The organism is Acidocella aromatica (genome assembly GCF_014201825.1).
Lineage (GTDB): Bacteria > Pseudomonadota > Alphaproteobacteria > Acetobacterales > Acetobacteraceae > Acidocella > Acidocella aromatica.
Window position 1 is genome coordinate 186,239 of record NZ_JACHFJ010000002.1, and the last position, 20,772, is coordinate 207,010.

Annotated in this window: 19 protein-coding genes; 9 read left to right on the top strand and 10 right to left on the bottom strand. The window is 60.1% G+C overall.

The genetic code is table 11. The features are described from left to right. Positions 1–15: 15 nt before the first annotated feature. Positions 16–1,359: an ATP-binding protein gene (locus HNP71_RS03425; RefSeq protein WP_183265473.1), complete on the bottom strand. Its 1,344-nt coding sequence runs from the start codon at positions 1,357–1,359 to the stop codon at positions 16–18. Positions 1,360–1,379: 20 nt separating this feature from the next. Further along, positions 1,380–2,585 carry a penicillin-binding protein activator gene (locus HNP71_RS03430; protein ID WP_343062196.1) on the bottom strand — a complete coding sequence of 402 codons (1,206 nt, stop codon included), beginning with the start codon at positions 2,583–2,585 and terminating at the stop codon, positions 1,380–1,382. A gap of 47 nt (positions 2,586–2,632) precedes the next feature. On the opposite strand from HNP71_RS03430, the gene rsmI reads away from it, so the two are divergent. Together rsmI and HNP71_RS03440 are read left to right on the top strand one after the other, a co-directional pair. Then, positions 2,633–3,550, top strand: coding sequence for a 16S rRNA (cytidine(1402)-2'-O)-methyltransferase (gene rsmI / locus HNP71_RS03435; protein ID WP_183265475.1), 918 nt, complete (start codon positions 2,633–2,635; stop codon positions 3,548–3,550). A 126-nt stretch (positions 3,551–3,676) separates the two neighbouring features. Next, on the top strand, positions 3,677–4,519 hold the full coding sequence (locus tag HNP71_RS03440) for an alpha/beta hydrolase family protein (protein WP_246344048.1): 843 nt from the start codon (positions 3,677–3,679) through the stop codon (positions 4,517–4,519). Here the strand turns inward: HNP71_RS03440 and pdxH are convergent. Further along, positions 4,510–5,088: a pyridoxamine 5'-phosphate oxidase gene (pdxH, locus tag HNP71_RS03445; protein ID WP_183265477.1), complete on the bottom strand. Its 579-nt coding sequence runs from the start codon at positions 5,086–5,088 to the stop codon at positions 4,510–4,512. The genes HNP71_RS03440 and pdxH overlap by 10 nt on opposite strands. Positions 5,089–5,189: 101 nt before the next feature. Here pdxH and fabI point away from each other — a divergent pair, with 101 nt between their 5' ends. Beyond that, the gene (gene fabI, locus HNP71_RS03450; RefSeq protein WP_183265478.1) at positions 5,190–6,032 is read left to right on the top strand and encodes an enoyl-ACP reductase FabI; all 843 of its coding nucleotides are present in this window, start codon (positions 5,190–5,192) and stop codon (positions 6,030–6,032) included. 3 nt (positions 6,033–6,035) lie between these two features. Next, the gene (gene aroC / locus HNP71_RS03455) at positions 6,036–7,109 is read left to right on the top strand and encodes a chorismate synthase (RefSeq protein ID WP_183265479.1); all 1,074 of its coding nucleotides are present in this window, start codon (positions 6,036–6,038) and stop codon (positions 7,107–7,109) included. 35 nt (positions 7,110–7,144) lie between these two features. On the opposite strand, the gene HNP71_RS03460 is transcribed toward aroC, so the two are convergent. Genes HNP71_RS03460 through dapD form a run of 3 tightly spaced genes read right to left on the bottom strand, consistent with a single transcriptional unit; the run spans position 7,145 to position 9,623 of the window. Continuing rightward, on the bottom strand, positions 7,145–7,708 hold the full coding sequence (locus HNP71_RS03460) for a hypothetical protein (protein WP_183265480.1): 564 nt from the start codon (positions 7,706–7,708) through the stop codon (positions 7,145–7,147). Further along, positions 7,705–8,799: a succinyl-diaminopimelate desuccinylase gene (gene dapE, locus HNP71_RS03465; protein WP_408840593.1), complete on the bottom strand. Its 1,095-nt coding sequence runs from the start codon at positions 8,797–8,799 to the stop codon at positions 7,705–7,707. The genes HNP71_RS03460 and dapE overlap by 4 nt, the downstream gene beginning before the upstream one ends. Beyond that, positions 8,799–9,623: a 2,3,4,5-tetrahydropyridine-2,6-dicarboxylate N-succinyltransferase gene (gene dapD / locus HNP71_RS03470; RefSeq protein WP_183265482.1), complete on the bottom strand. Its 825-nt coding sequence runs from the start codon at positions 9,621–9,623 to the stop codon at positions 8,799–8,801. Before dapD ends, dapE begins: the two co-directional genes overlap by 1 nt. 112 nt (positions 9,624–9,735) lie before the next feature. On the opposite strand from dapD, the gene HNP71_RS03475 reads away from it, so the two are divergent. Then, on the top strand, positions 9,736–10,692 hold the full coding sequence (locus HNP71_RS03475) for a GGDEF domain-containing protein (RefSeq protein ID WP_183265483.1): 957 nt from the start codon (positions 9,736–9,738) through the stop codon (positions 10,690–10,692). On the opposite strand, the gene HNP71_RS03480 is transcribed toward HNP71_RS03475, so the two are convergent. After that, positions 10,689–10,877: a YgaP family membrane protein gene (locus HNP71_RS03480; protein ID WP_183265484.1), complete on the bottom strand. Its 189-nt coding sequence runs from the start codon at positions 10,875–10,877 to the stop codon at positions 10,689–10,691. The genes HNP71_RS03475 and HNP71_RS03480 overlap by 4 nt on opposite strands. Positions 10,878–11,009: 132 nt before the next feature. Between HNP71_RS03480 and HNP71_RS03485 the strand changes: the two genes are divergently transcribed. Next, complete coding sequence (locus tag HNP71_RS03485; RefSeq protein WP_183265485.1) at positions 11,010–11,549, top strand: nucleotide exchange factor GrpE; 540 nt, start codon at positions 11,010–11,012, stop codon at positions 11,547–11,549. A 9-nt stretch (positions 11,550–11,558) separates the two neighbouring features. On the opposite strand, the gene HNP71_RS03490 is transcribed toward HNP71_RS03485, so the two are convergent. Continuing rightward, the gene (locus HNP71_RS03490; RefSeq protein ID WP_183265486.1) at positions 11,559–14,258 is read right to left on the bottom strand and encodes a YhdP family protein; all 2,700 of its coding nucleotides are present in this window, start codon (positions 14,256–14,258) and stop codon (positions 11,559–11,561) included. Between the two features lie 68 nt (positions 14,259–14,326). Between HNP71_RS03490 and HNP71_RS14340 the strand changes: the two genes are divergently transcribed. Beyond that, positions 14,327–16,162 (top strand): recombinase family protein, encoded by a 1,836-nt coding sequence (locus HNP71_RS14340; protein ID WP_183265487.1) that lies wholly within the window; start codon positions 14,327–14,329, stop codon positions 16,160–16,162. Between the two features lie 636 nt (positions 16,163–16,798). Continuing rightward, a complete protein-coding gene (locus HNP71_RS03500) occupies positions 16,799–16,969 on the top strand; it encodes a hypothetical protein (protein WP_183265488.1) in 171 nt (56 codons plus the stop codon). 113 nt (positions 16,970–17,082) lie between these two features. Here HNP71_RS03500 and HNP71_RS03505 read toward each other — a convergent pair whose 3' ends face one another. Both HNP71_RS03505 and HNP71_RS03510 read right to left on the bottom strand, forming a co-directional pair. Next, a complete protein-coding gene (locus HNP71_RS03505) occupies positions 17,083–18,426 on the bottom strand; it encodes a GmrSD restriction endonuclease domain-containing protein (protein WP_183265489.1) in 1,344 nt (447 codons plus the stop codon). Between the two features lie 77 nt (positions 18,427–18,503). Beyond that, positions 18,504–19,064: a recombinase family protein gene (locus HNP71_RS03510; RefSeq protein WP_183265490.1), complete on the bottom strand. Its 561-nt coding sequence runs from the start codon at positions 19,062–19,064 to the stop codon at positions 18,504–18,506. 265 nt (positions 19,065–19,329) lie between these two features. Here HNP71_RS03510 and HNP71_RS03515 point away from each other — a divergent pair, with 265 nt between their 5' ends. Further along, positions 19,330–20,226: a hypothetical protein gene (locus HNP71_RS03515; RefSeq protein WP_183265491.1), complete on the top strand. Its 897-nt coding sequence runs from the start codon at positions 19,330–19,332 to the stop codon at positions 20,224–20,226. Positions 20,227–20,772: the final 546 nt, after the last annotated feature.

Here is a 20,772-nt window from a genome sequence, read left to right on the forward strand (position 1 = left end):
CGCGGCAGCCATGGTTCAGGCGCCGCGCCCCGGCAACCAGATGGTAAAGGTGGAGCCTTTGCCTGTGTCGCTGTCGATTATCAGCCGCCCGCGATGGCGGTTGACCACATGCTTGACGATGGCAAGCCCGAGCCCCGTGCCGCCGACGGCGCGGGAGCGCCCCTTGTCCACGCGGTAGAAGCGCTCGGTCAGGCGTGGGATATGCTCACGCGGGATGCCGATGCCCTCGTCGGCCACGCTGACGGCCACGCCGCCGGGCTCGAAGCGTGGGTCCGGCGCTGCGGAGGCGGTCAGTTTTATCACGCCGCCGGGCTTGCCGTATTTCAGCGCGTTGTCGAGCAGGTTGCTGAACACCTGGGTCAGCTGGTCGGCATCGGCGGGGATTTTCGGCAGGTCGGGCGGCGCGTTCACCTGCAGCTTGGTGTTGCCGGCCTTCAGCATCGGCTCCATGCCGGCGGCGATGCGCTCCAGCAGCGGCGGCAGATGCACCAGCTCCTTGGGCGGCGAATGCTCGGAAATCTCGATGCGCGAGAGGTTCAGCAGGTCACCGATGACGCGCTGCATCCGCGCCGCCTGCTCAGCCATGATGCCAAGGAAGCTCTGCTGAGCCTCAGGGTCATCCGCCGCCGGGCCGCGCAGGGTCTCGACGAAGCCGATCAGGCTGGCCAGCGGCGTGCGCAGCTCATGGCTGGCATTGGCCACGAAATCGGCGCGCATCCTCTCCAGCGCGCGTTCGCGGGTGCGGTCGCTGATGAGCATGTAGACAGGTTCGCCGACGGGGATCAGCGTCACCTCCAACTCCCGCGCCACCGGCACGGCCAATGCGATCTCGCGCCGCACCGCCTGCTTGCGCGCCCTGGTTTCGGCCAGGGCGTCGCGCACGTCCGGGTGGCGCAGCAGGGCGGCCATCTCGTTGCCGAAGGCGGTGATCGCGCTGTCATTGCGCCAAAGAACCCGGCTATCCGCGTCCAGCTTCATCAGCGGGTCGGGCAGGCGTTCCACCAGGGCCCGGTCCTCCGCCGTGCTGGCAAGCTGGCGGGTACGGGAGAGACGCTCGGCATGGATCAGGCGGATCGCCTCCTGTCCCAGCTGGCGCATCCCCGGCACCAGCAGCGTGGTCTCGCTGGGCAGCTTCTCGGGCGCCACGCGCAGTGCCCGCACCAGGCGCGTCATCACCACCAGATCTCGCCCCAGCAGGATGCTGAACGCCACCCCCACGGCCGTGCAAAGCGCCCAGGCGATGAGTGCCGGGATGAGCCGCAGCTCGCCCGAGAACACCAGCGCCACGAACACGAGGCTCGGCAACGCCGCCAGCGCCAGGAATAAGGCGAACGCGGCCGGCCAGGCTTTGTCGAGCATTTTTTCTTTCCGTGTGCTGTTTAGGGCTGATTGAGACTGCTGGGGGCTGGCGAGGTGATGGTGGGCTGGCCCGGCTGCACCGAGAACACCGCCAAGCCTCGTTTCACCGTGCCGTCAGGATGCAGAACCAGCACGCCATTGGTTCCGGTAAAGCCGGAGGGGGCCGTCAGCACGCTGCTGGTATAGCCGCCCTCGCCCGCCGCGAGCTTGGCCATGGCCGCGGCGTCGAACGCCACATCGGCAATGGCGGGCGGGGCCGCGCCATAGGCGCTCTGGTACTTGGCATCGAACGCGGCTGAGGCCGCCGGGTCGGGAGCCGCGTACAACGCGCCGACCAGCACGCTCTGATTGGCCATTTGCGGTGCGATGTTGGCCCACAGCGCCGGGCCCAGGAATTGCACCTGCGGCGGGGTGACATCGTAATAAGGCAGGAAATTCGCCATCTCGGCCAGGGTGTTGGCGTCGGTTGCGCCGATGAACAGCGCGTTGAAGCTGGGCGGGGGGATCTGCTGGTGGCGCAGCTTGTCGGCCTGGGCGCGCCCGGCGGCGGTCCCCAGATCCTGCGCGTGCTTGATCTGGTTCATCAGCCCCTGGCCGCGATTGCTGAAATCGGAAAGCTGCTCCACCGCCTGGTTCACGTTGGAGAAGCCCGGCTGGTAGAAGGTGATTTGCGCCGCCGGTTCGCCGAGCTCGGAGGCCTGGGCGCTGATTGCGTCGCTGAGATGGTGGCCGAAATCATTGTCCGGCAGCAAGGCGGCAAGCTGGGTGCGCCCGGAATCGGCGGCCACCCGCAGCACGCGCTGCACCTGCTGCGCCGGGGTGATGCCCAGCGGCCACACGCCGGGAGAGGCCGCTGTGCCATCATTGGTGAAAGCCAGCACATTCACCCCGGCGGAATGGGCGATGGGCGCCACGGCCTGGGTCTCGGCGGAGGTGAGCGGGCCGATGATGATGCCGTCGCCAGCCGCCAACCCGGCCTGCGCCGCCGCCACCGCGCCCTGCGGGGTGCCGCCCGTGTCGCGCACGTCCAGCGCGGGGGCGCCATTGGCCGGGAAAGCCAGCTTCGCCGCGTTCACCAGCGCCTGGCCCACCGGCGCGAGGTTGCCCGTGAGCGGTGCCAGCAGCAGCACGTTGCCGCTGGTGCGGCCATAGGCGTTAGGCGCCGAAGATGCCGCCGAGGGAGCGAGCTGGGCGGGCGGCCCGGCGTTGAGTGGCGCCTGTGGCACTTGACCAACGCAGCCAGCAAGCGCCAGCGTGCCGCCCAGGAGTACATATGAGCGAAGAGACGGCACAAGACGCGAATAAGGACGAGACAACGGCACGGCCCTCCGTGAGCGGGGATATTGCGGCTTCATTGCCGTCCCTTGTGCTGGTTTCCACCCCAATCGGCAACCTCCAAGATTTTCCCCCCCGCGCGCGGGAAACACTAGCCAAGGTTGACGTGATTCTGTGTGAAGATACACGGACGAGCGCCACGCTGCTGCGCGCTCACGGGATCAACACCCGCACCCAGGCGCTGCACGAGCACAACGAATCGGCGCGGATTCCGGCGCTGGTGGAAGCGATGCATGGAGGCGCGCGCTTCGCCCTGATCTCGGATGCCGGCACGCCGCTGGTCTCCGACCCAGGCTACCGGCTGGTGCGCGCGGTGATCGATGCCGGGCTGAAACTCTCCGGCATCCCCGGCCCCAACGCGGCGCTGCTCGCCCTCACCCTCTCCGGCCTGCCGCCGCATCCGTATCTGTTCAGCGGTTTTCTGCCGCCCAAATCCGGGGCGCGGCGGGCGGCGTTCACGACGCTGCGCGGGGCGGAGCTGGCCGGGCTGAGTGCCACGCATCTGTTCTACGAGGCCCCGCACCGTCTGGCCGAATTCCTGGCCGATGCCGCCGCGTTGCTCGGCCCCCGCCCCTCCGCCGTGTGCCGGGAACTGACCAAGCATTTCGAGGAAGTGCGCCGGGGCACGCTGGACGAACTCGCCGCGCATTACGCCGAACATGCGCCGCGCGGGGAGATTTGCGTCGTCATTGGCCCGGCCTTGGCCGAGGAAGCTAGTGCCGAGACGCTGGATGAAGCCCTGCGCACGGCGCTTGCCAGCATGTCGGTCAAAGACGCAGCCGCCGCCGTGGCCACGGCCACCGGGCTGCCGAGGAAGCAGGTCTATGCCCGGGCCTTGCAGTTGGGGCGGGAATGATTGCCGCGCCGAGGGTTGGGCGGAGATTTCTCTCCACTACATAAAGCGGGGAGGTAAGCACCAATGACCGGGACGGCGCAGGCGGTTGAAATTTTTTGCCAGGATGGTGTTCGCCTTGGCGGTCATTTGTGGCGCCAAGGGGCTAGAGACCGCGCGGGCATCGCCGTCATCAACCCCGCCACCGGCGTGCTGGCGCGCTACTACCACCGCTACGCCGCCTATCTCGCCGCCAACGGCTTCGATGTCCTCACCTACGACTACCGGGGCATAGGCGCCTCCCGCCCGGAATCTCTGCGCGGTTGCCGGTACAGATGGCAGGACTGGGGGACGCAGGATTTCGACGCGGCTTTGCGCTACGCCGCTGCCGAGGCTCCGGGGGCGAGGCTGCTGGTGGTCGGGCACAGTATCGGCGGCTATCTGCCCGGTTTGTCGCCGCATGCGCGCCAAATTACGCGCCTGCTCACCGTGGGCGGACAGTACGGCTACTGGCGGGATTACGACCGCGCCAAACGCGCTGGGCTGTTCTTCAAGTGGAATATCGCCATGCCAGCGCTCACCGCCCTGTATGGTTACTTCCCTGGCAAGCGGCTTGGCTGGCTGGAGGATCTGCCCGCTGGGGTGGTTAGCGAATGGAGCTTCCGCCGCGCCCGCATGGAACTCGCCCACAGGCCGGAGGAGCGGGCGGAGATCCTTGCCCGCTTCGCCGCCGTCACCGCGCCGATTTTGGCCGTGACCCTAACAGATGACGAATTCGCCACGCCCCGGGCCATTGCCCGTACGCTGCGCTACTACCGCAACGCTGCGCGCGAGGCGGTGCGGCTGCGCCCGGACGATCTGGGGCATGAAAACATCGGCCATTTCGGCCTGTTCCACGCGCGCCACGCGGCGGATTTCTGGCCCGCCACGCTGGCTTGGCTAAGCGGCGGGGAAAACCCGTGGCCGCACCGCCTGATGGAGGTTCAGGGATAAAGCCGCCCCGTCTCCCAACCCGTCTCTGTCTTGCTGAAGATGAAGCGGTCATGCAGGCGGAAATCGATCCCCTGCCAGAACTCGAAGTAATCCGGCGCCAGCTTCCAGCCGGACCAGAATTCCGGGCGCGGCACGGGCTGGCCCTGGAAGCGGGTCTCCACCTCCTCCAGCCGCGACTCGAACACCTCGCGCGAGGGCAGAGGGCGGGACTGCTGGGACGCCCAGGCGCCAAGCTGGCTCATACGCGGGCGGCTGGCGAAATAGGCATCGGCCTGTTCGTCGCTCACCTGCGTCACGCTGCCCTCGATGCGCACCTGCCGGGCCAGGCTCTTCCAGTGGAACAGCAGCGCGACATGGTTGTTCGCCTGCATGTTCTGCGCCTTGCGCGAGCCGAGATTGCCGTAGAACGAGAAACCGGACTTATCCCAGGACTTCAAGAGCAAGATGCGCGCGGCTGGGCGCCCGTCCGCGCCCACGGTCGCCACGGTCATGGCGTTGGGGTCGTTCGGCTCGCTGCCTTCCGCCGCGGCGAACCACTCGCCAAATTTCTTGAAGGGGTCCTCACTCATTGTAGAAACAAGCCTCCGGAGTTCATTCACCCTTGATCGGGTGACATACTCTATGCCACCACCCAGCCCCAGAGACGATAGCACCACGGAGATTTAGCCCCATGCCGGATACCCAAGCCGAAATCGCCCCGCCGCGCGGCACGCTCATGGCGGGTAAGCGCGGGCTTATCATGGGGGTGGCGAATAACCGCTCCATCGCCTGGGCCATCGCGCAAGCCGTGGTGGCGCAAGGGGGTGAGGTCGCCTTCACCTACCAGGGCGAGGCGCTGGAAAAGCGCGTGCGCCCTCTGGCCGCCTCCATCGGCGCGGATTTCCTGGTCCCCTGTGATGTGTCGGACGACGCGGCCATCGACTCGGCCTTCGAGGCGCTGGACAAGAAATGGGGGAAGATTGACTTCCTGGTCCATGCCATCGGATTCGCGGATAAGAACTTCCTGCGCGGGCGCTACCTCGACACCCCGCGCGACGTGTTCGCCCAGGCCATGGACATTTCCTGCTACTCCTTCCCGGCTGTCGGCCGCCGCGCCGCGGCGCTTATGCGCGATGGCGGCTCGCTGCTGACGCTGACCTATCTCGGCGCCGAGCGCTGGATGCCGCATTACAACGTGATGGGCGTGGCCAAGGCCGCACTTGAGGCCAGCGTGCGGTACATGGCGGCTGATCTCGGCCGCGACAATATCCGCGTCAACGGCATCTCCGCCGGCCCGATCAAGACGCTTGCCGCGAGCGGCATCGGCGATTTCAGCTACATCCTGAAGTGGAACAAGTATAACGCGCCGATGCAGCGCAACGTGGAGCTGGAGGAAGTGGGCGGCGCCGGGCTTTATATGCTCTCCGACCTTTCCAAGGGCGTGACCGGCGAGATCCACCATGTGGATTGCGGCTACCATATCGTCGGCATGAAGAACCCGGACGCGCCGGACATCTCCATCGCGAGCGAATAAGGTATGTCCTTCAATACCTTCGGGCAGTTGTTCCGGGTCACCACCTGGGGGGAGAGCCATGGGCCGGCCATTGGCTGCGTGGTTGATGGCTGCCCACCGGGCATTGAACTGTCCGAGGCGGATATCCAGCCGTTTCTGGACAAGCGCCGCCCCGGCCAGTCCCGCTTTACCACCCAGCGGCAGGAGCCGGATCAGGTGAAGATCCTCTCCGGCGTGTATGAGGGGCGCACCACCGGCACGCCGATCTCGCTGCTGATCGAGAATACCGACCAGCGCTCGAAGGACTACGCCAACATCGCCGAGCGCTACCGCCCCGGCCATGCCGACGTGGCGTATGACATGAAATACGGCCATCGCGACCCGCGTGGTGGCGGGCGCTCATCGGCGCGCGAGACGGCCATGCGCGTGGCCGCCGGGGCCATCGCTCGCAAGGTGTTGGGGGCGGAGGTGGTGATCCGCGGCGCGATGACGGCGCTGGGCGCACATGGCATCGACCGCGCCAACTGGGACTGGGCGCAGGTGGACGAGAACCCCTTCTTCTGCCCGGACGCCAGGGCCGCCGAGGCGTGGAAAACTGAGTTGGATGCCATCCGCAAGGCGGGCTCTTCCATAGGCGCCGTGCTGGAAGTGGTGGCCGAGGGTGTGAAACCGGGCCTGGGCGCGCCGCTTTACGGCAAGCTGGACGCGGACATCGCGGCGGCGCTGATGAGCATCAACGCGGTGAAGGCAGTGGAGATTGGCGACGGTTTCGCCGCCGCCGCTCTGCGCGGTGAGGAGAATGCCGATGAGATGCGGATGGAGAACGGGAAGATCAAATTCCTCTCCAACCATGCGGGCGGGATTCTGGGCGGCATCGCCACCGGGCAGCCCATCGTGGCGCGTTTTGCCGTAAAACCAACGAGTTCCATCCTAATCCCCAAGCATAGCGTGAGCGCGGACGGCGAAGAGGTCGAGGTGATAACCAAAGGCCGGCATGACCCGTGCGTGGGCATCCGCGCCGTGCCGGTGGGCGAGGCGATGCTGGCTTGCGTGCTGGCGGACCATATGCTGCGCCACCGGGGCCAAGTGGGTAACTAGTCGCGCCCTTTTTTCAAGATGGGCGCGAAAAACTCTTACAAATGCCCGAGCTGGGCCGGGTCGGGGCCAAAGCCCAGCGCCACCGGGATGATGACGAACAGCCCGATGCAGGCGCTGCTGACCAGCACCATCAGCAACGACCGCCAGCCATCCAACGCCAGCCCGGCACGCAGGATCAGCCAGCGGTACCAGAACAGATAAACCCCCATCAGCGCCAGCGTGGCCAGTTCCGCCGTGCCCATGGCCACGCCAAACTGCACCAGGATCGCCCCGACGAACGAGCCTACCAGAAGCACCGGCAGCAGCGCCCAAAACGACCAGTTGAGCGCCGTGGCGGTGCGTAGCCAGAGCGGCTTGCGGCCAAACAGCCGAGCGAACTCGTACACCAGCACCGGCAGCACCAGCACGCCGCAGAGCCGGGCCAGCAGCCCCATCAGCGCCGTGCGCCAGTCCATCTGGATGGCCGTGACCATTGCGCCCACCAGCGGAAACGCGATGAGCGGCGCCAGCGAGGCGTAGAAATCATCCACTCCGCCGCCGAATTCCTTGATTCCGGCTGCATCACCCTTGGCCAGCCGCCATAAGCCGCGCAGGATCATGCGCAGAACGCCATGATCAAGGCCTTGTAGACTTCCGTCAGCTGGCGCAGATCGGCCACTGGCACGGCCTCGTCCACCTTGTGCATGGTGGCGCCCACCAGCCCGAACTCGGCCACCGGGCAGTAGCGCGAGATGAACCGGGCATCGGACGTACCGCCGCCGGTATTCTGCTCCGGGGTTACGCCGGTCACGCGCTCGATGGCTCCGGTCAGCGCCCCGATTTCCTTGCCCGGCTGGGTCAGAAAGGCCTCTCCGGAGATGCTTACTTCCAGCGTCGCATCCGGGGCGTGGCGGGTCAGCGCCTCGCGCAGATAAGCGGTCAGGGACGCGCCGCTGTGCAAATCGTTGAAGCGGATATTCAGCTTGGCCGTGGCCAGCGCCGGGATCACGTTGGTCGCCGGGTTGCCGACATCGACGGAGGTGATCTGCAAGCTCGACGGCTCGAAAAACGGCGTTCCCTCGTCCAGCTTCTTGCCAATCAGCTCATTCAGCAAGGGGATCAGCTTATGCACGGCGTTGTCGGCCAGGTGAGGATAGGCCGCATGCCCCTGCCTCCCTGGCACGGAAATGCGCGCATTCATGCTGCCGCGCCGCCCCACCTTCACCACATCGCCCACCCGGCCCCGGCAAGTTGGCTCGCCAACCACGCAGAAATCCGGGATCTTCCCATGCTCGGCCATCCATTCCAGCACCTTCACGGTGCCATCCTTGGCCTCGCCCTCTTCGTCGCCTGTAATCAGCAGCGAGACATGGCCGGGCACCTGGGAAGCCGCGGAGACGAACGCGGCGATGCCGCCCTTCATGTCCACGGCGCCCCGGCCATAGATGATCCCGTCCTGCTCGGTGGCGGCGAAGGGATCATGCGCCCAGCCCTCGCCGGGGGGCACCACGTCGGTATGTCCGGCGAAGCACAGATGCGCCCCCTGCCCTGGCCGCTCGGCGAAGAAATTCTCGATCTCGCCGAAACGCAGCCGCGTGACGGTGAAGCCGAGCCCTTCCAGCGCCTGGATGAGCACGCCCTGCGCGCCGCCATCCGCCGGGGTGACGGAGTTGCAGCGCAGCAGATCCTGGGCCAGGGCGACGGGGGCGATCACGCGCGCAGCAGCTCGTTGATCGAGGTCTTGGAGCGGGTCTGCACGTCCACGCGCTTCACGATCACGGCGCAGGCGAGGCTGGGGGAAGCGGGCGTCTTGCCCGGCAGGGTGCCCGGCACCACTACCGAATACGGCGGCACCTTGCCGTAGAAAATCTCGCCGGTCTCGCGGTCCACGATCTTGGTGGAGGCGCCCAGGAACACGCCCATGGAGAGCACCGCCCCCTGGCCGACGATCACGCCTTCGGCCACCTCGGAGCGGGCGCCGATGAAGCAGTCATCCTCGATGACCACCGGATTGGCCTGCAGCGGCTCCAGCACGCCGCCAATGCCCACGCCACCGGAGATGTGGCAGTTCTTGCCCACCTGCGCGCAGGAGCCGACGGTGGACCAGGTGTCGATCATCGTGCCTTCGCCGACATAGGCGCCGACATTCACGAAGCTCGGCATCAGCACCACGTTGGGGGCGATGAAGGCGGAGCGGCGGACCACGGCACCCGGCACGGCGCGGATGCCAGCGGCGGCGAATCGTGGCGCGTCCCAGCCCTGGAATTTAACCGCCACTTTGTCGAACACCGGCGCGCCGCCGGGGCCGTCCATCAGGCCGTTGGCGGAGAGGCGGAAGGAGAGCAGCACGGCCTGTTTCAGCCACTGGTTCACCACCCAACCCTCGGCACCGGGCTCGGCCACGCGGGCCTTGCCGGAATCGAGCAGCTCGAGCGCGGCTTCCACGGCGTCGCGCACCTCGCCGGTGGTGGCGGGGGAGATCTCGGCGCGCTTATCCCAGGCGGCCTCGATGATGGTCTTGAGATCGGTCGTCATGTCTTTCCCGTCTTGCGAATACGGGGCGGACCATGAGGGGCAGCGGCGGGCGATGTCAACGCGCCGGGGGCTGGTTAAACTGTTGTTTACGCAGCCGGGATAGACTCGAGGCATGATCGTGCCGCAGATTTCCGCCTTCAGCCCCGGAGCCCTGGCCGTTGCCCCAGGTACGCACTGGCTTACCGTCGCCGCCATGCTGACCGACCTCGCCTTCGAGACCGACCCGATGGGGCGCTTCACCGCCTTCGGGCCGGGCAAGGTTCTGGGCCAGCCGGCGGCTAATCTGCTGGGGCTAGAGCTGGCCAGCCTGCTCGCGGGCGGCACGGCCGAGGAGGAGGCGCTGAGCGCAACCCAGTTTCGCTCCATCGTCACCACTATCTGCCTGGAATGCGTGGCCTGGCACGGCAAACTGCGCCTCGCCTCGGCCGATGGCAGCACGCGCATGTACCGCCTGGCCCTGGCCCCGCGCATCACTGGCGCCAAGGTGGCGGGCGTTTACGGAATTTTGTTCGACCTGGAAGCCCCGGAGTTGACCCTGCCGGACGGCCATGCCGGGCATAATGGCCCCCCTGCCCTGCGCCACAACACCATGCTGGACGCAGAAACCGGGCTATGGTCCGGCCGCACCTTTGGCGACGAGCTGGGGCGGCGGTTCGACCGCTTGGACGTCGAGGGTCATCCCGGCTCGCTGATCTATCTAGGCTTCTCCCGCGCCACGTCGGGGCTGCGCCCGGCCATCGCGCTGCGCCTGGCCGAAGAACTGCGCGATGTGGTCCGCCCCACTGACCTGCTCGGGCGAATCGACGAAACCACGATCGGGCTGTGGTGCGACGGCATGGACCACCTCACCGCCGGGGAGCGCGCGGCGAAATTCTGCACCACCCTGCCGCCGCTACTGCCGCAGCACGCCGTGATCAGCGTGGGCGTGGGGCCGCGCTGGTCAAATAGCGGCGACCAGCCAGATACGGTGATGGAACACGCCGCCATCGCACTACGGCTGGCCGACATGGCCTGCCAGCGCGCGGGGGGCGAAGCCGCCGGCGCGTGGCGGGTATGGCAGGCTGATTAGGCTTTCTTGCAGGTCTTGATGCCGAACGGCAGGTAAGCCGGGCAGAAACCGATGAAGGCGGTGCCGAGCGGCACCAAGCCGATCAGGCCCCACAGCGTCTTGGGCCCAACAAAAACGAGGCTGAGCAGCACTAGGCCGACGATCGCGCGCAGAATCCGGTCGAGCGACCCCATATTTTTGATCATGATATGTCTCCGTTTTTAGTATTGAATAGCCGTGTGCGACATTATCACCAAAGCGGAAAAAACCGAGGGCCGCCAGGGTGTCCTTCTTCCCGGAATCTTGTTTCAGAGCCCGACATCGCCTAATTCCACGGCATGAGCGAGAACACCCAACAGAACGAGACCACCCCCCAGGAAGAGACGCTGCTGGAGGCGCCGGATCAGCGGATTGCGGCGCTGGAGCAGGAGCTTCAGGAGATGCGCGACAAATGGCTGCGCTCGGAGGCTGAAATGGCCAATCTGCGCGCCCGCACCAAGCGTGAGGTTGACGATGCGCGCGCCTTCGCCGTGCAGAAATTCGCCCGCGACGTGGTGGAAGCCGCGGAGAACCTCAAACGCGGCATCGACAGCCTGCCCAAGCGCACCGAGGACGAGCCCGAGATCGTCGCCAAGATGCGCGACGGCTTCGAGGGCATCGAGCGTTCCTTTGTCGCCCTCCTTGAGCGCAACGGCATCACCCGCCAGGACCCCACCGGCGCCGCGTTCGATGCCAATCTGCACCAGGCGATGGCCGAGCAGGAAAGCGCCGAGCACCCGCCCGGAACCGTTATCCAAGCCTGGAGCCAGACCTGGCAGCTCAATGGCCGCCTGCTGCGTCCGGCCATGGTCGTCGTCTCCAAGGCCCCTGCCGCCTGACGGCAAAACTCAGGGCTGGGTGGTGGGTTTCTCGCCGCCCAGCCCGAACAGCCCGCGCAGAAATCCAGGCGTGAAGGCGGAGAGCGGGTTCATCGCAACATGCGGGTCGGTGAGCGGGCCGCTCACATGGGCTCGCATCGCGAATACCCCGCCGCCCTTCTCGGGCGAGAATAATTTCCCCAGCAACGGCAATTTCCCCGGCAGCGCGTTCAGCGCGTAAAGCGGCACCACGGTGGTGTCGATGGAGCAGTTATCATCGGCCAGATTGATGCTGCCCGTGGCGGTAAACCCCAACGACGATGAAAACGCCCGCGCGCCGTTGAGCTTCAGCGTGCCATCCTGCACCGAGAACGGGATGACCGCGTGGTCGATGCGCATGCCCGGCCCGGAGACGGCATCGGCCACGCCGTACAACGTCATCGCCTGCAAAAATTTGGTCACTTCCGGCGCTTTGGCCAAACGGAGCTTCTCCAGCGTGGCCGTGCCCGTGGCAGGCTGGCTGCCACCATACACCGCGTCCAGCGCCAGCTTGCCGCCGGTGGCGTTGCCGTAAAGGTTCAGCGCGCGCAGCAGCGTGCCCGTGTCGTCAGAGCGCAGGGTGAGGCTTCGGCGCAAATCCTGCTGCGGCATAATGCCGAGGCTGAACCCATCGGCCTGGGCCTGGGCCTCGACGACCGTGCCGCCCAGCCCAGCGCCGGTGAAGGTAAAATCCTTCAGCCCGGGCGCCGGCGGCGCGGCGAGATAGGCCGTGCCGAAATTGAGCGTGGCGGCCCAGGCGGCGCCGCTGAATGTGTCTCCCTTCTTACCGTTGCCCGCCGTGCTTTGCTGTTTACGCCGTATATCCAGCACAGGCCCCGAGAGGCTGAGGCGCCACGGCTCACCTGCGTTGACCGGCGGGGTGAGGCTACCCTTGGCCCTGGTGCGGCCAATGGTGGCATTGGCCAGGGTAAAGCTGCCGCCCTCCTGCCCCGTACCTCTGATATCCAGCCCCGGCGCCTGAGCCTCAAGACCGGTTACCGCCGCCAGCTTGCCGTGTTCCAGCCTGGCGCTGATCGCAAGATGCCCGGCATCACCCGGCTGCTTCGCCCAGCCAAACTCCGGAAGGGCGATGCTCGCAGCCGTGATGTCCGAACTGACCGAGGCGGTTTGCGTCCCGCCGGACGGACCGCTCAGACGCAACGTGAACGGGGCCACGCCGCTGGCCGGGCCGCTCGCCGCCGTCGCCTGCTCCAGGCCGAGAAAATTCCAGAGCTGCGCCCCGGCGGCCCCCTGCATCTCGATCGTCGCCGGAGAGTCTTTAGTGCCGATTGCCTCCTCCATCGCCACCGTGGCGGGCTCGCCGGCAAAGTTCCCCTTGGCCTTCAGGCGCAAGGTCTGCGCGGTTACGTCGACGTCCACGCTGGTGTCGGTGAAGGAGAGAGGCGGCAGCAAGGAGACCATGTTCACCTTGCGCAGCTTACCCTGCACATGCAGCCCAGTATCGGCGAGATGCAGGTCCTGCACGAACGGGATCTGCGCGGTGACGTGGGCGGTGATGCTACCCTTGGCGTCCGCGACTCCTGGCGGAGCGTCGCGCAGCAGGTTGAGCGGCGGCGCGTTGAGCACGGCGAAGGCATCCGGCAGACTGGCGGCGAGATCGACCGCGAGATCGCCAACCTGGTCCTTTTGCGAGACGCCATGGATGGTCATGGTGCCGCCGGTAAGCGCGACACCAGCGACATGCCCGGCCTGGGCGGTGATGACCGCCGTATCACGGTCCGGCATGGTGAAAGTGCCGTCGAGCTTGGTGAGCGGGGTAATGCCCTTCAGCCAGATTAGCCGCAACGCCTGAGCGGTGAAGCCGCCGGTTACGGTATCGAGCTGTAGCGACGAAAGATCCTCCGGCGCGCTGAGCCCGAAGGTGAAAGCCGCGTTGCGGGCGAAACCCTCGGTGATATTGGCGGTTACCCAATCGCGGGTATGCGGAGCCGCCAGCTCCGGCCAGTAGCTGGGCAGATCCTCGGCCCGCACGGCATCCGCCGTGGCGGTGAGGCTGGCGGTCCAGTTCTGGCGCGCGCGGGCGGTGAAGCTGAAACCGACATGCGGCGCGCTGGCGCCAACGGGGGTTAGGTTCAACTTGCCGTCGGTGATGTCGATGGCGCTGGGTGCCGCGTGCAGCACGAAGCTGCCGCCGGTGATGGATTCGCTCAGGCCCGGCTGACCGACCACGCCGGGGCCAAGTGTGACGTAGAAATCGCCACGCGCCAAAGTGTAGCCCTTGCCAGGCCAGATATAGGCATGCACCGAGACCGGCGCCGTGGTGCCGGTGAAGCGCGCGCCTGAGCCGTCCACCCGCAAGGGCTGGTGCGCGCCGAAGATATCCGCGGGCGGGGCCACCATGTCCGCCGCCGGGACATTGACGAATTCCAGCCCTTCGGCATTGCGCACCGAGATGCCGCGCAGCCGGAAGGCGAACGGCACGCCGCCGCCCAGGTGATACCCAGCCCAGGTCAGCTCCGCGCCGTCCATATGCACCGAGATGCCCTGCCCCGAGGCCAGCGTGGCCATGCGCGAGGCCAGTTCCGGCAGTTCCAGCGGCCCGAAGGAGAGGCGGAACGCCAGCAGGCAGAAGCCTAGGATGCAGAGGATCAGCAGTAGTTCCAGAACACGGGCGAGCTGGTGAACGGCTTCGCCGAATATTTTCCAAACTTGACCTGGACGCTGCTTCATGAAGTTGTATCCGGCTTCATGGTATAGTATAAACCCCTGTTTTCCGCTGATTTTTTGGGGGTTGGGACGTGTCTCGCATAGGATATAGTTACACCAGATTTTCTACAGCCGTCCAAACAAGCGGCGATTCCCAACGCCGCCAAGACCAATTGGCAATTTCTTACGCCACCCGCCATAGCATCACTTTAGACACAAGCCTCAACCTACGGGACCAGGGGCTTTCAGCCTTCAGCTCTGCACACAAGAAAAGAGGCAATCTTGGTAAATTCTTGGCTGCTATCGAGTCGGGCAAAATAAAGCCCGGCTCTCTACTTCTAATTGAAGCTGTGGATAGGCTCTCAAGAGAGCATCCTATCACAGCCATGGATACAATTAGTCAAATTGTCCGAGCTGGTGTGGAAATTGTCACCTGTGAAGATGACACGGTATATTCCATGGCAACCCTCGACTCTGGTGCCATGCAAATTCTGGCTGGGAAACTTGAACAAGCCCGCATGTTTTCTAAACGCCATTCACGCCGCATGAATGGGGTATGGGAAGAGAAAAAGCTATCTGGTACGGTGCTAACCAAACTGGCACCCGGTTGGCTCAAGGTAGTTGATGACAAATATGAAGTGATCGAATCACGTGCGGCAGTTGTGCGGCGCATATTTGAAGAGACAGCAGCGGGGCTAGGCAGAGAGCGCATCGCCAAGCGACTCAATCAAGAAGGCATTCCAACTTTTTCCCGTGCAGAGCAAGGCGTCAAAGTCAAAAAGGTATCTACAAGCCAGTGGCATACCTCCACCATTCAAAGCATTATTAAGACCCGCTCTGCCCTTGGCTATTACCAGCCTCATGAATTGCGCGTTGCCAATGGCAGAAAGCGGGTTGCTGTTGGTGAAGAAAGATTGATTTATCCTCCTGTGATAGATGCTGCACTCTGGGAAAGAGCTACAGCCAGCATGAAAACCAGAGCAAGCACCGGGGGGGAGAAAGTTTTGGAGTGCGATAACCTGCTAAAGGGCATAGCCAAGTGTGCACACTGCATGGGCACAATGACCTATATGCGCCGTGCTCCACGCAATCCAAGATCGCAAGAGATGGAATATTTAGCATGCTATGACGCCACTCGCGGAGGGCTATGCGCAAACAAGAACTATTATCGGTACAAGCTTGTTGAGCTACTAATCATTGATACGCTTATGGCTTTCAACGCTTTTGATCCAACTCTATTTGAAGTCAATGATGCCAAGCTGAATGATCTTTCAAAGCGGATTGCATCAGCAAACGATGAAAAGAACAAAATAGCAAAACAAATTGCTAATATTACTGAAGCCATCGGTGAACATGGCTTGAAATCACTAATCAGCAAGCTTGCCGAATTAGAGAAAAATTATAGCAAGCTTGACGAAAAGATATCTGATTTAAAAGACGAGATTGCTTTGGCTACCAATGAAAGCCCTGCCCTAAATCTGAACAAAATAGCGCAACTACGTGCTTTAGCAGAATCCGATGGCAAAGAGCGCATCGACGCCCGCTTGGTGATGAGCCAAGCCCTGAAAGCTCTAATTGAGGGTGTCTATTTCAATCATGAAAGTAACTCTGCACTCGTAATTTTGCACGGCTTTATTATGTCTATCCGTATCGTCTACGAAGGGCGCAAGAGAAATATTAACGCCTGTGTAGACAGCATTCTATTTCATGCCGGTGAAAAATCATTTTTTTTGAACGGTGACGGCGAAATAGAAAAGTTTGAAGACGATAACCAAAAAGACTTTGTGGATTATCAGATATCAATTCTTGATCCTGATTCTCCACTAATGAAAAGGATTGCACTCAGGCGCCCATCGAACACTTTCCTATACCCTAAAAGGCTGCTGGAAAAGTCGGACGGAACGGCAACTGGCGGCGGAAAAGAATAATGAAACGCCAATTGACGGCGCAATATTACGATCCGGTCGCCATCTGTGCCCGCTTCCTGGCGGCTGAACCTTGAGCTATTGCTGGCGTAGTTAGCTAATCAGCTTTGTCAGGGCATCGGCTATATCAAGGGGGTAACCTGATAGAACCAGGTCATGCACCAAGTCAAAAGTATCCCAAGCTTGGTAGTATCTGAGTAGAGCTTTAGAGGTGTGGGTATAATCGCATTCGTGACCCAATAGAGATGACATATAATCAATTTCTATTTGGCGGCGCCGTCTTTGAAGCTCTCGGTCTATCTCATCGTAATTATCATCCATCCAATATTTAGCGAGTATCTGACAAAAACATTTTATAATCTGGTATTTTCTTCAATTCTCATTTTATAAGTTTGTCCAGGTTCTCTATGCCGCCGAAGCCAACACTCTTTAGACGGATGTCCGATTGATATCGAGTTGCTTAGCGATTTCAGTCGGCTTGATTCGCGACGAACTGCGTTTGCTGCGTGAATATGCCGAAAGGCTGATCGAGACGAATTTCTGAAACATTCTTCAATCCCCTCGACACCAGCGCGTTTCACACGGGTGGGATAAGGGCAGCGGTAGCGAGCTGGCATTTGGTGCTGAGATAAATACCTGATGGATAAATATGAAAAACTGATCTCCGAGATCAACGACGCCCTTGCAGAACGATTTTTCACCGACGAACCGCTCAGCATGATTGATTTGCATCGAAGACGGGACCTCCTGAGAAGGTTGGCGAAGATTGATATTTACCAACCCTCGCCGCCACCATCAGCGCAGGCTTAGCCCGTGCCTGGTGGGAGACACGGCGTTCATCCGCTCTGCTCCACCACGCCCGGCAGCATAATCATTCGTAGGACGACGACACGCGACAAATAGCCGGTCTTCGATAATCGAAGTTACCCGCGTTCGATCCTCGGTCGCGCCCAATTGCAATATCGATGCGTCAACCTGGCATTTTCGGGGATGGTTTTACCTCCCATCCAGTATTGTTGTATGTGATCCACGGCGGCATCATCTATGGAAAGAATTTTTTGGTCACAAATTGCGCAAGTTTGATCGGATTTCATCAGCTCTTCCTTGAGCTTGTATGAAAAGCAACGAGGCTCTTTTTGATTGATGCCAAGTATAGATTGAAGAGCACTTCTCCATTTATCAAACCGGGTGTGTACAGCTTCTACTGAACTCGTTGAAATTTCAATTGAACGAATAAATTCGTCATCTTCTGTCATCAGAAAGATCAATGCCTCTCTGATGGCATCGAGATTGTGGAACACCTTGTTTTTGTCGGCATCCGCAAATGAATACATCAAAATGTCGAAGAGCGAAGTGTTAAACTTCTTTGGCTCCCAATTTCCATTCGGGCTGTTGTCTTTTCCCTTGTAGAACCGCTTAAACGCATTTTTGTCGAGTAATGAACGGATTATTTGGCACGCACTTTTAAATGCCGCTTTTAACTCTGCCAACTCCTTGTCGGTGATGTTGCGTTTGTCACGAGCCTCGGCATTGAGAAAATTTCTGATGGGAGGTTTATACTTAAGATAGGTCTTATGATAAAATGCACAAAATCGAAGAACCAGTTCCTTGTCTTTCATTCTCCGATCAGGGGCTTCCAGTCCAGCTATATACATAAAGTCTGGATCAGAAGCCATTTCCTTTAGGGCAGTATTGAAGTTTCCTCGATATAGGCAATTTCTCAATTCTTGATCGTTGAGCTGAACCGATCCAGTGTTCAGCCTTTCAAATATCTCAAATTTCAGATTTTCACTTGATTCTTTTTGAAAAGTGATAGTTCTTACGACGTAGTATCTAATCTTGTTTTGAAGGTCTTCGCTCAGATCGCTGAATTTTTTACCGATCAGGTCTGGGCATACGTTCAAGCCAGTTAACCTGAATGGTTTCCCATCCGGAAATGTGCCATCTATAAACGAGAAAAAGGACGTCAATCGCTGCTGTCCGTCGATGACATACTCTTTGCCGTCCTTCTCTTCAGACAGATAGATAATCGGCAAGGGAATGCCCAAAATAGCGGATTCAATTAGTTTGCTTGCCTTTGTAGAATCCCATACATATTGGCGTTGGAAGTCCGGCTGGAGAACAAGCCGACCTCTTTGCTTTTTTCCATATAGAGAATCGATCTCCGGATCGCCTGCCGATGTGAAAATAGGATTGCCGGCTTGAGAGATAATCACCTCTTCAACGATTTCGTTATCAAATTCTAAGCCCAAATCGTCATCTGACATAGCAAATCATCCCAGTATTGACAGAGATTCAAAACAATCCGTTAGTTGGTATAGGCGAATGCGGAAGGTTAGCGGATTTAAGCTGCTGATGCCAAGACCCTATAGACGGATGCCCGACTGATATCGAGCTGCTTGGCGATATCTGTTGGCTTCACGCCTTGTCCACGCAACTTGACGATCAATGCCTCTTTGCGCCTGGCTGTGGGCGCCCGTCCTTTATATTTACCCTCTTCAGCAGCCTTCTTGATGCCCTCGCGCTGGCGTTCGAGCATGAGTGCCCGTTCGAATTCGGCGATAGCCCCCAACACGGTCAGCATGAGCTTGGAGGTGGCTTGCTTCGTGTCCAGCTCCATACCGCCCATGCTCAAAATACGCAGTCCCACCCCCTTCCTGGCGAGCTGATCGACGATATCAAGCAGATCACGCGTCGACCGCGCCACACGGTCAGGCTTGGTCGCCACGAGGGTATCGCCGTCGCGCACAAAACGAAGTGCCTCTTCGAGTTTGTCGCGCCTGGACACGGATGAGACCTGCTCGGAAAAGATGCGTTCACATCCCGCTGCCTCGAGGATTTCAAGCTGGGATTCAAAACCGGCTACCTGGGTTCCCATAGATGTGCGCGCGTATCCTACAATCATTGGCGAGTCTCACTGAAGTTAATAACATAGTGATATCACGGAGTCTCAAAATAGCAACCAACTTGTGTGAGACATACTGGTGGGGGTAAATGCTATCTCATTGATCCCTGGTCATATGAGAACACCGACTCAAGACTGCCTCTTCAAACGGCTTTAATCATTGCCGCCAGATTAATGCTGAATTACAGTGGCATAAAGCCGTTTGCAGCCATTTCAGGCAAGATCAAACAACCCGATTTGAAACAGGGATGTCATGAGTTACAGAGTGCAATCAACCGTCGTATATTTGTCGGGGGTATTTACTGCCATTATCACGTCGTTTTTAGTGGTATATGTTGGCAGGCTTTTAAACACAGATATCTTTTCATATATGCTATGGCTCGTAGTTCCAGCAGGCGCGATAGGCACCGGCATTGCGAGTGCATCAGGGTATTTCTTTGCCGCCTATTATTTCAATCGCATGCCAACGAAAGCATTATTTTTTCTGATGTTTTTGGCATCGTCGGTGGCACCGTTTTTGATCTATTTCATCCAATATGAGACGATGGCTTTGGATGACGGGACGCCTGTGAATCAAGTCTGTGGGTTTTTTCACTTTATGAATGTCATGATCACTACCGCGTCGTATTCGATTGGTCGGTATGGAAATGGTCCCTCTACGGGGGCGGTAGGCTCCTTTGGCTATTGGATCGCAGCAGACCAGTTTATTGGTTTCTTGTTGGCTGGCATCGTGCTGTTTCTGTTACTTCTGAACGTTCCGTCGTGCAGCAACTGCAAAAAATATATGAGAACTTTAGGCAGCAGATCAAAGTCGTTTGATAATGTTGAAACATTTGCCGCTTATTACGACAATATTTTTAAAATACCAGTATACTCACCTGACTTCACCAATGCAATTGCAATGGATATCAGGAGGGATAATGCCAAGAAGCCGCAGGCAGGAAATATACTCCTAAGAGAAAATCTAATTACCTGTGAGGAATGTGGAAGCCAAATTCTTGAAAATGTTGTTTCTATATTTAATGGCAAACAATGGAATGACGCGGACAAACTGAAGAGACGCGTTGAAATTCCGTTCGATGTAAAGCTTCGACCTATTTTCTCCAAAGGACAAAGGAAGGCAGAAACTCAATCAAACGACCAGGCGGCGATATCAAGTTAAAAAACACGATGTTTTACAGCTTATAATTAAGCCCTATTAATATAATGTTTCACTGTGTTGGGTGTTCTCGTTGTAGGGAATTCTATTCATTGCTTTTTGTGGTGCTATGTTTTGATAGGCAATAACTATCCATCGTTGTAGGGAATTCTATTCATTGCTTTTTGTGGTGCTATGTTTTGATAGGCAATAACTATCCATTACCACCATTTTTTTCAAAAAGTGGCTGAAAATTTGCAAATGTCGCTATACCTGGGAATGCGCGGGTGCCGCAGCATTTATTCAGATATAGCGCCCATCGGTTCTTCTACTTCTTCTCGGGTATGAGTTCTGGACTGAGGATCGTTAAAACAAATGGGCTTTGTTTTGTGCAATATTGTAGCCAGCCATAAGTATCATAAATCCGCTCAAGCTTATGTGTTCCTGCCTGAACAAGCTTGTTCCAACACGTTACCGGTTTGTTGTCAGGAAACAGGCTTTCAAAAGCATTGATCTTAGCCTCTGGAACACTCCATGCCATGTGCACATGGAGCATGGAGTCAATTTTTA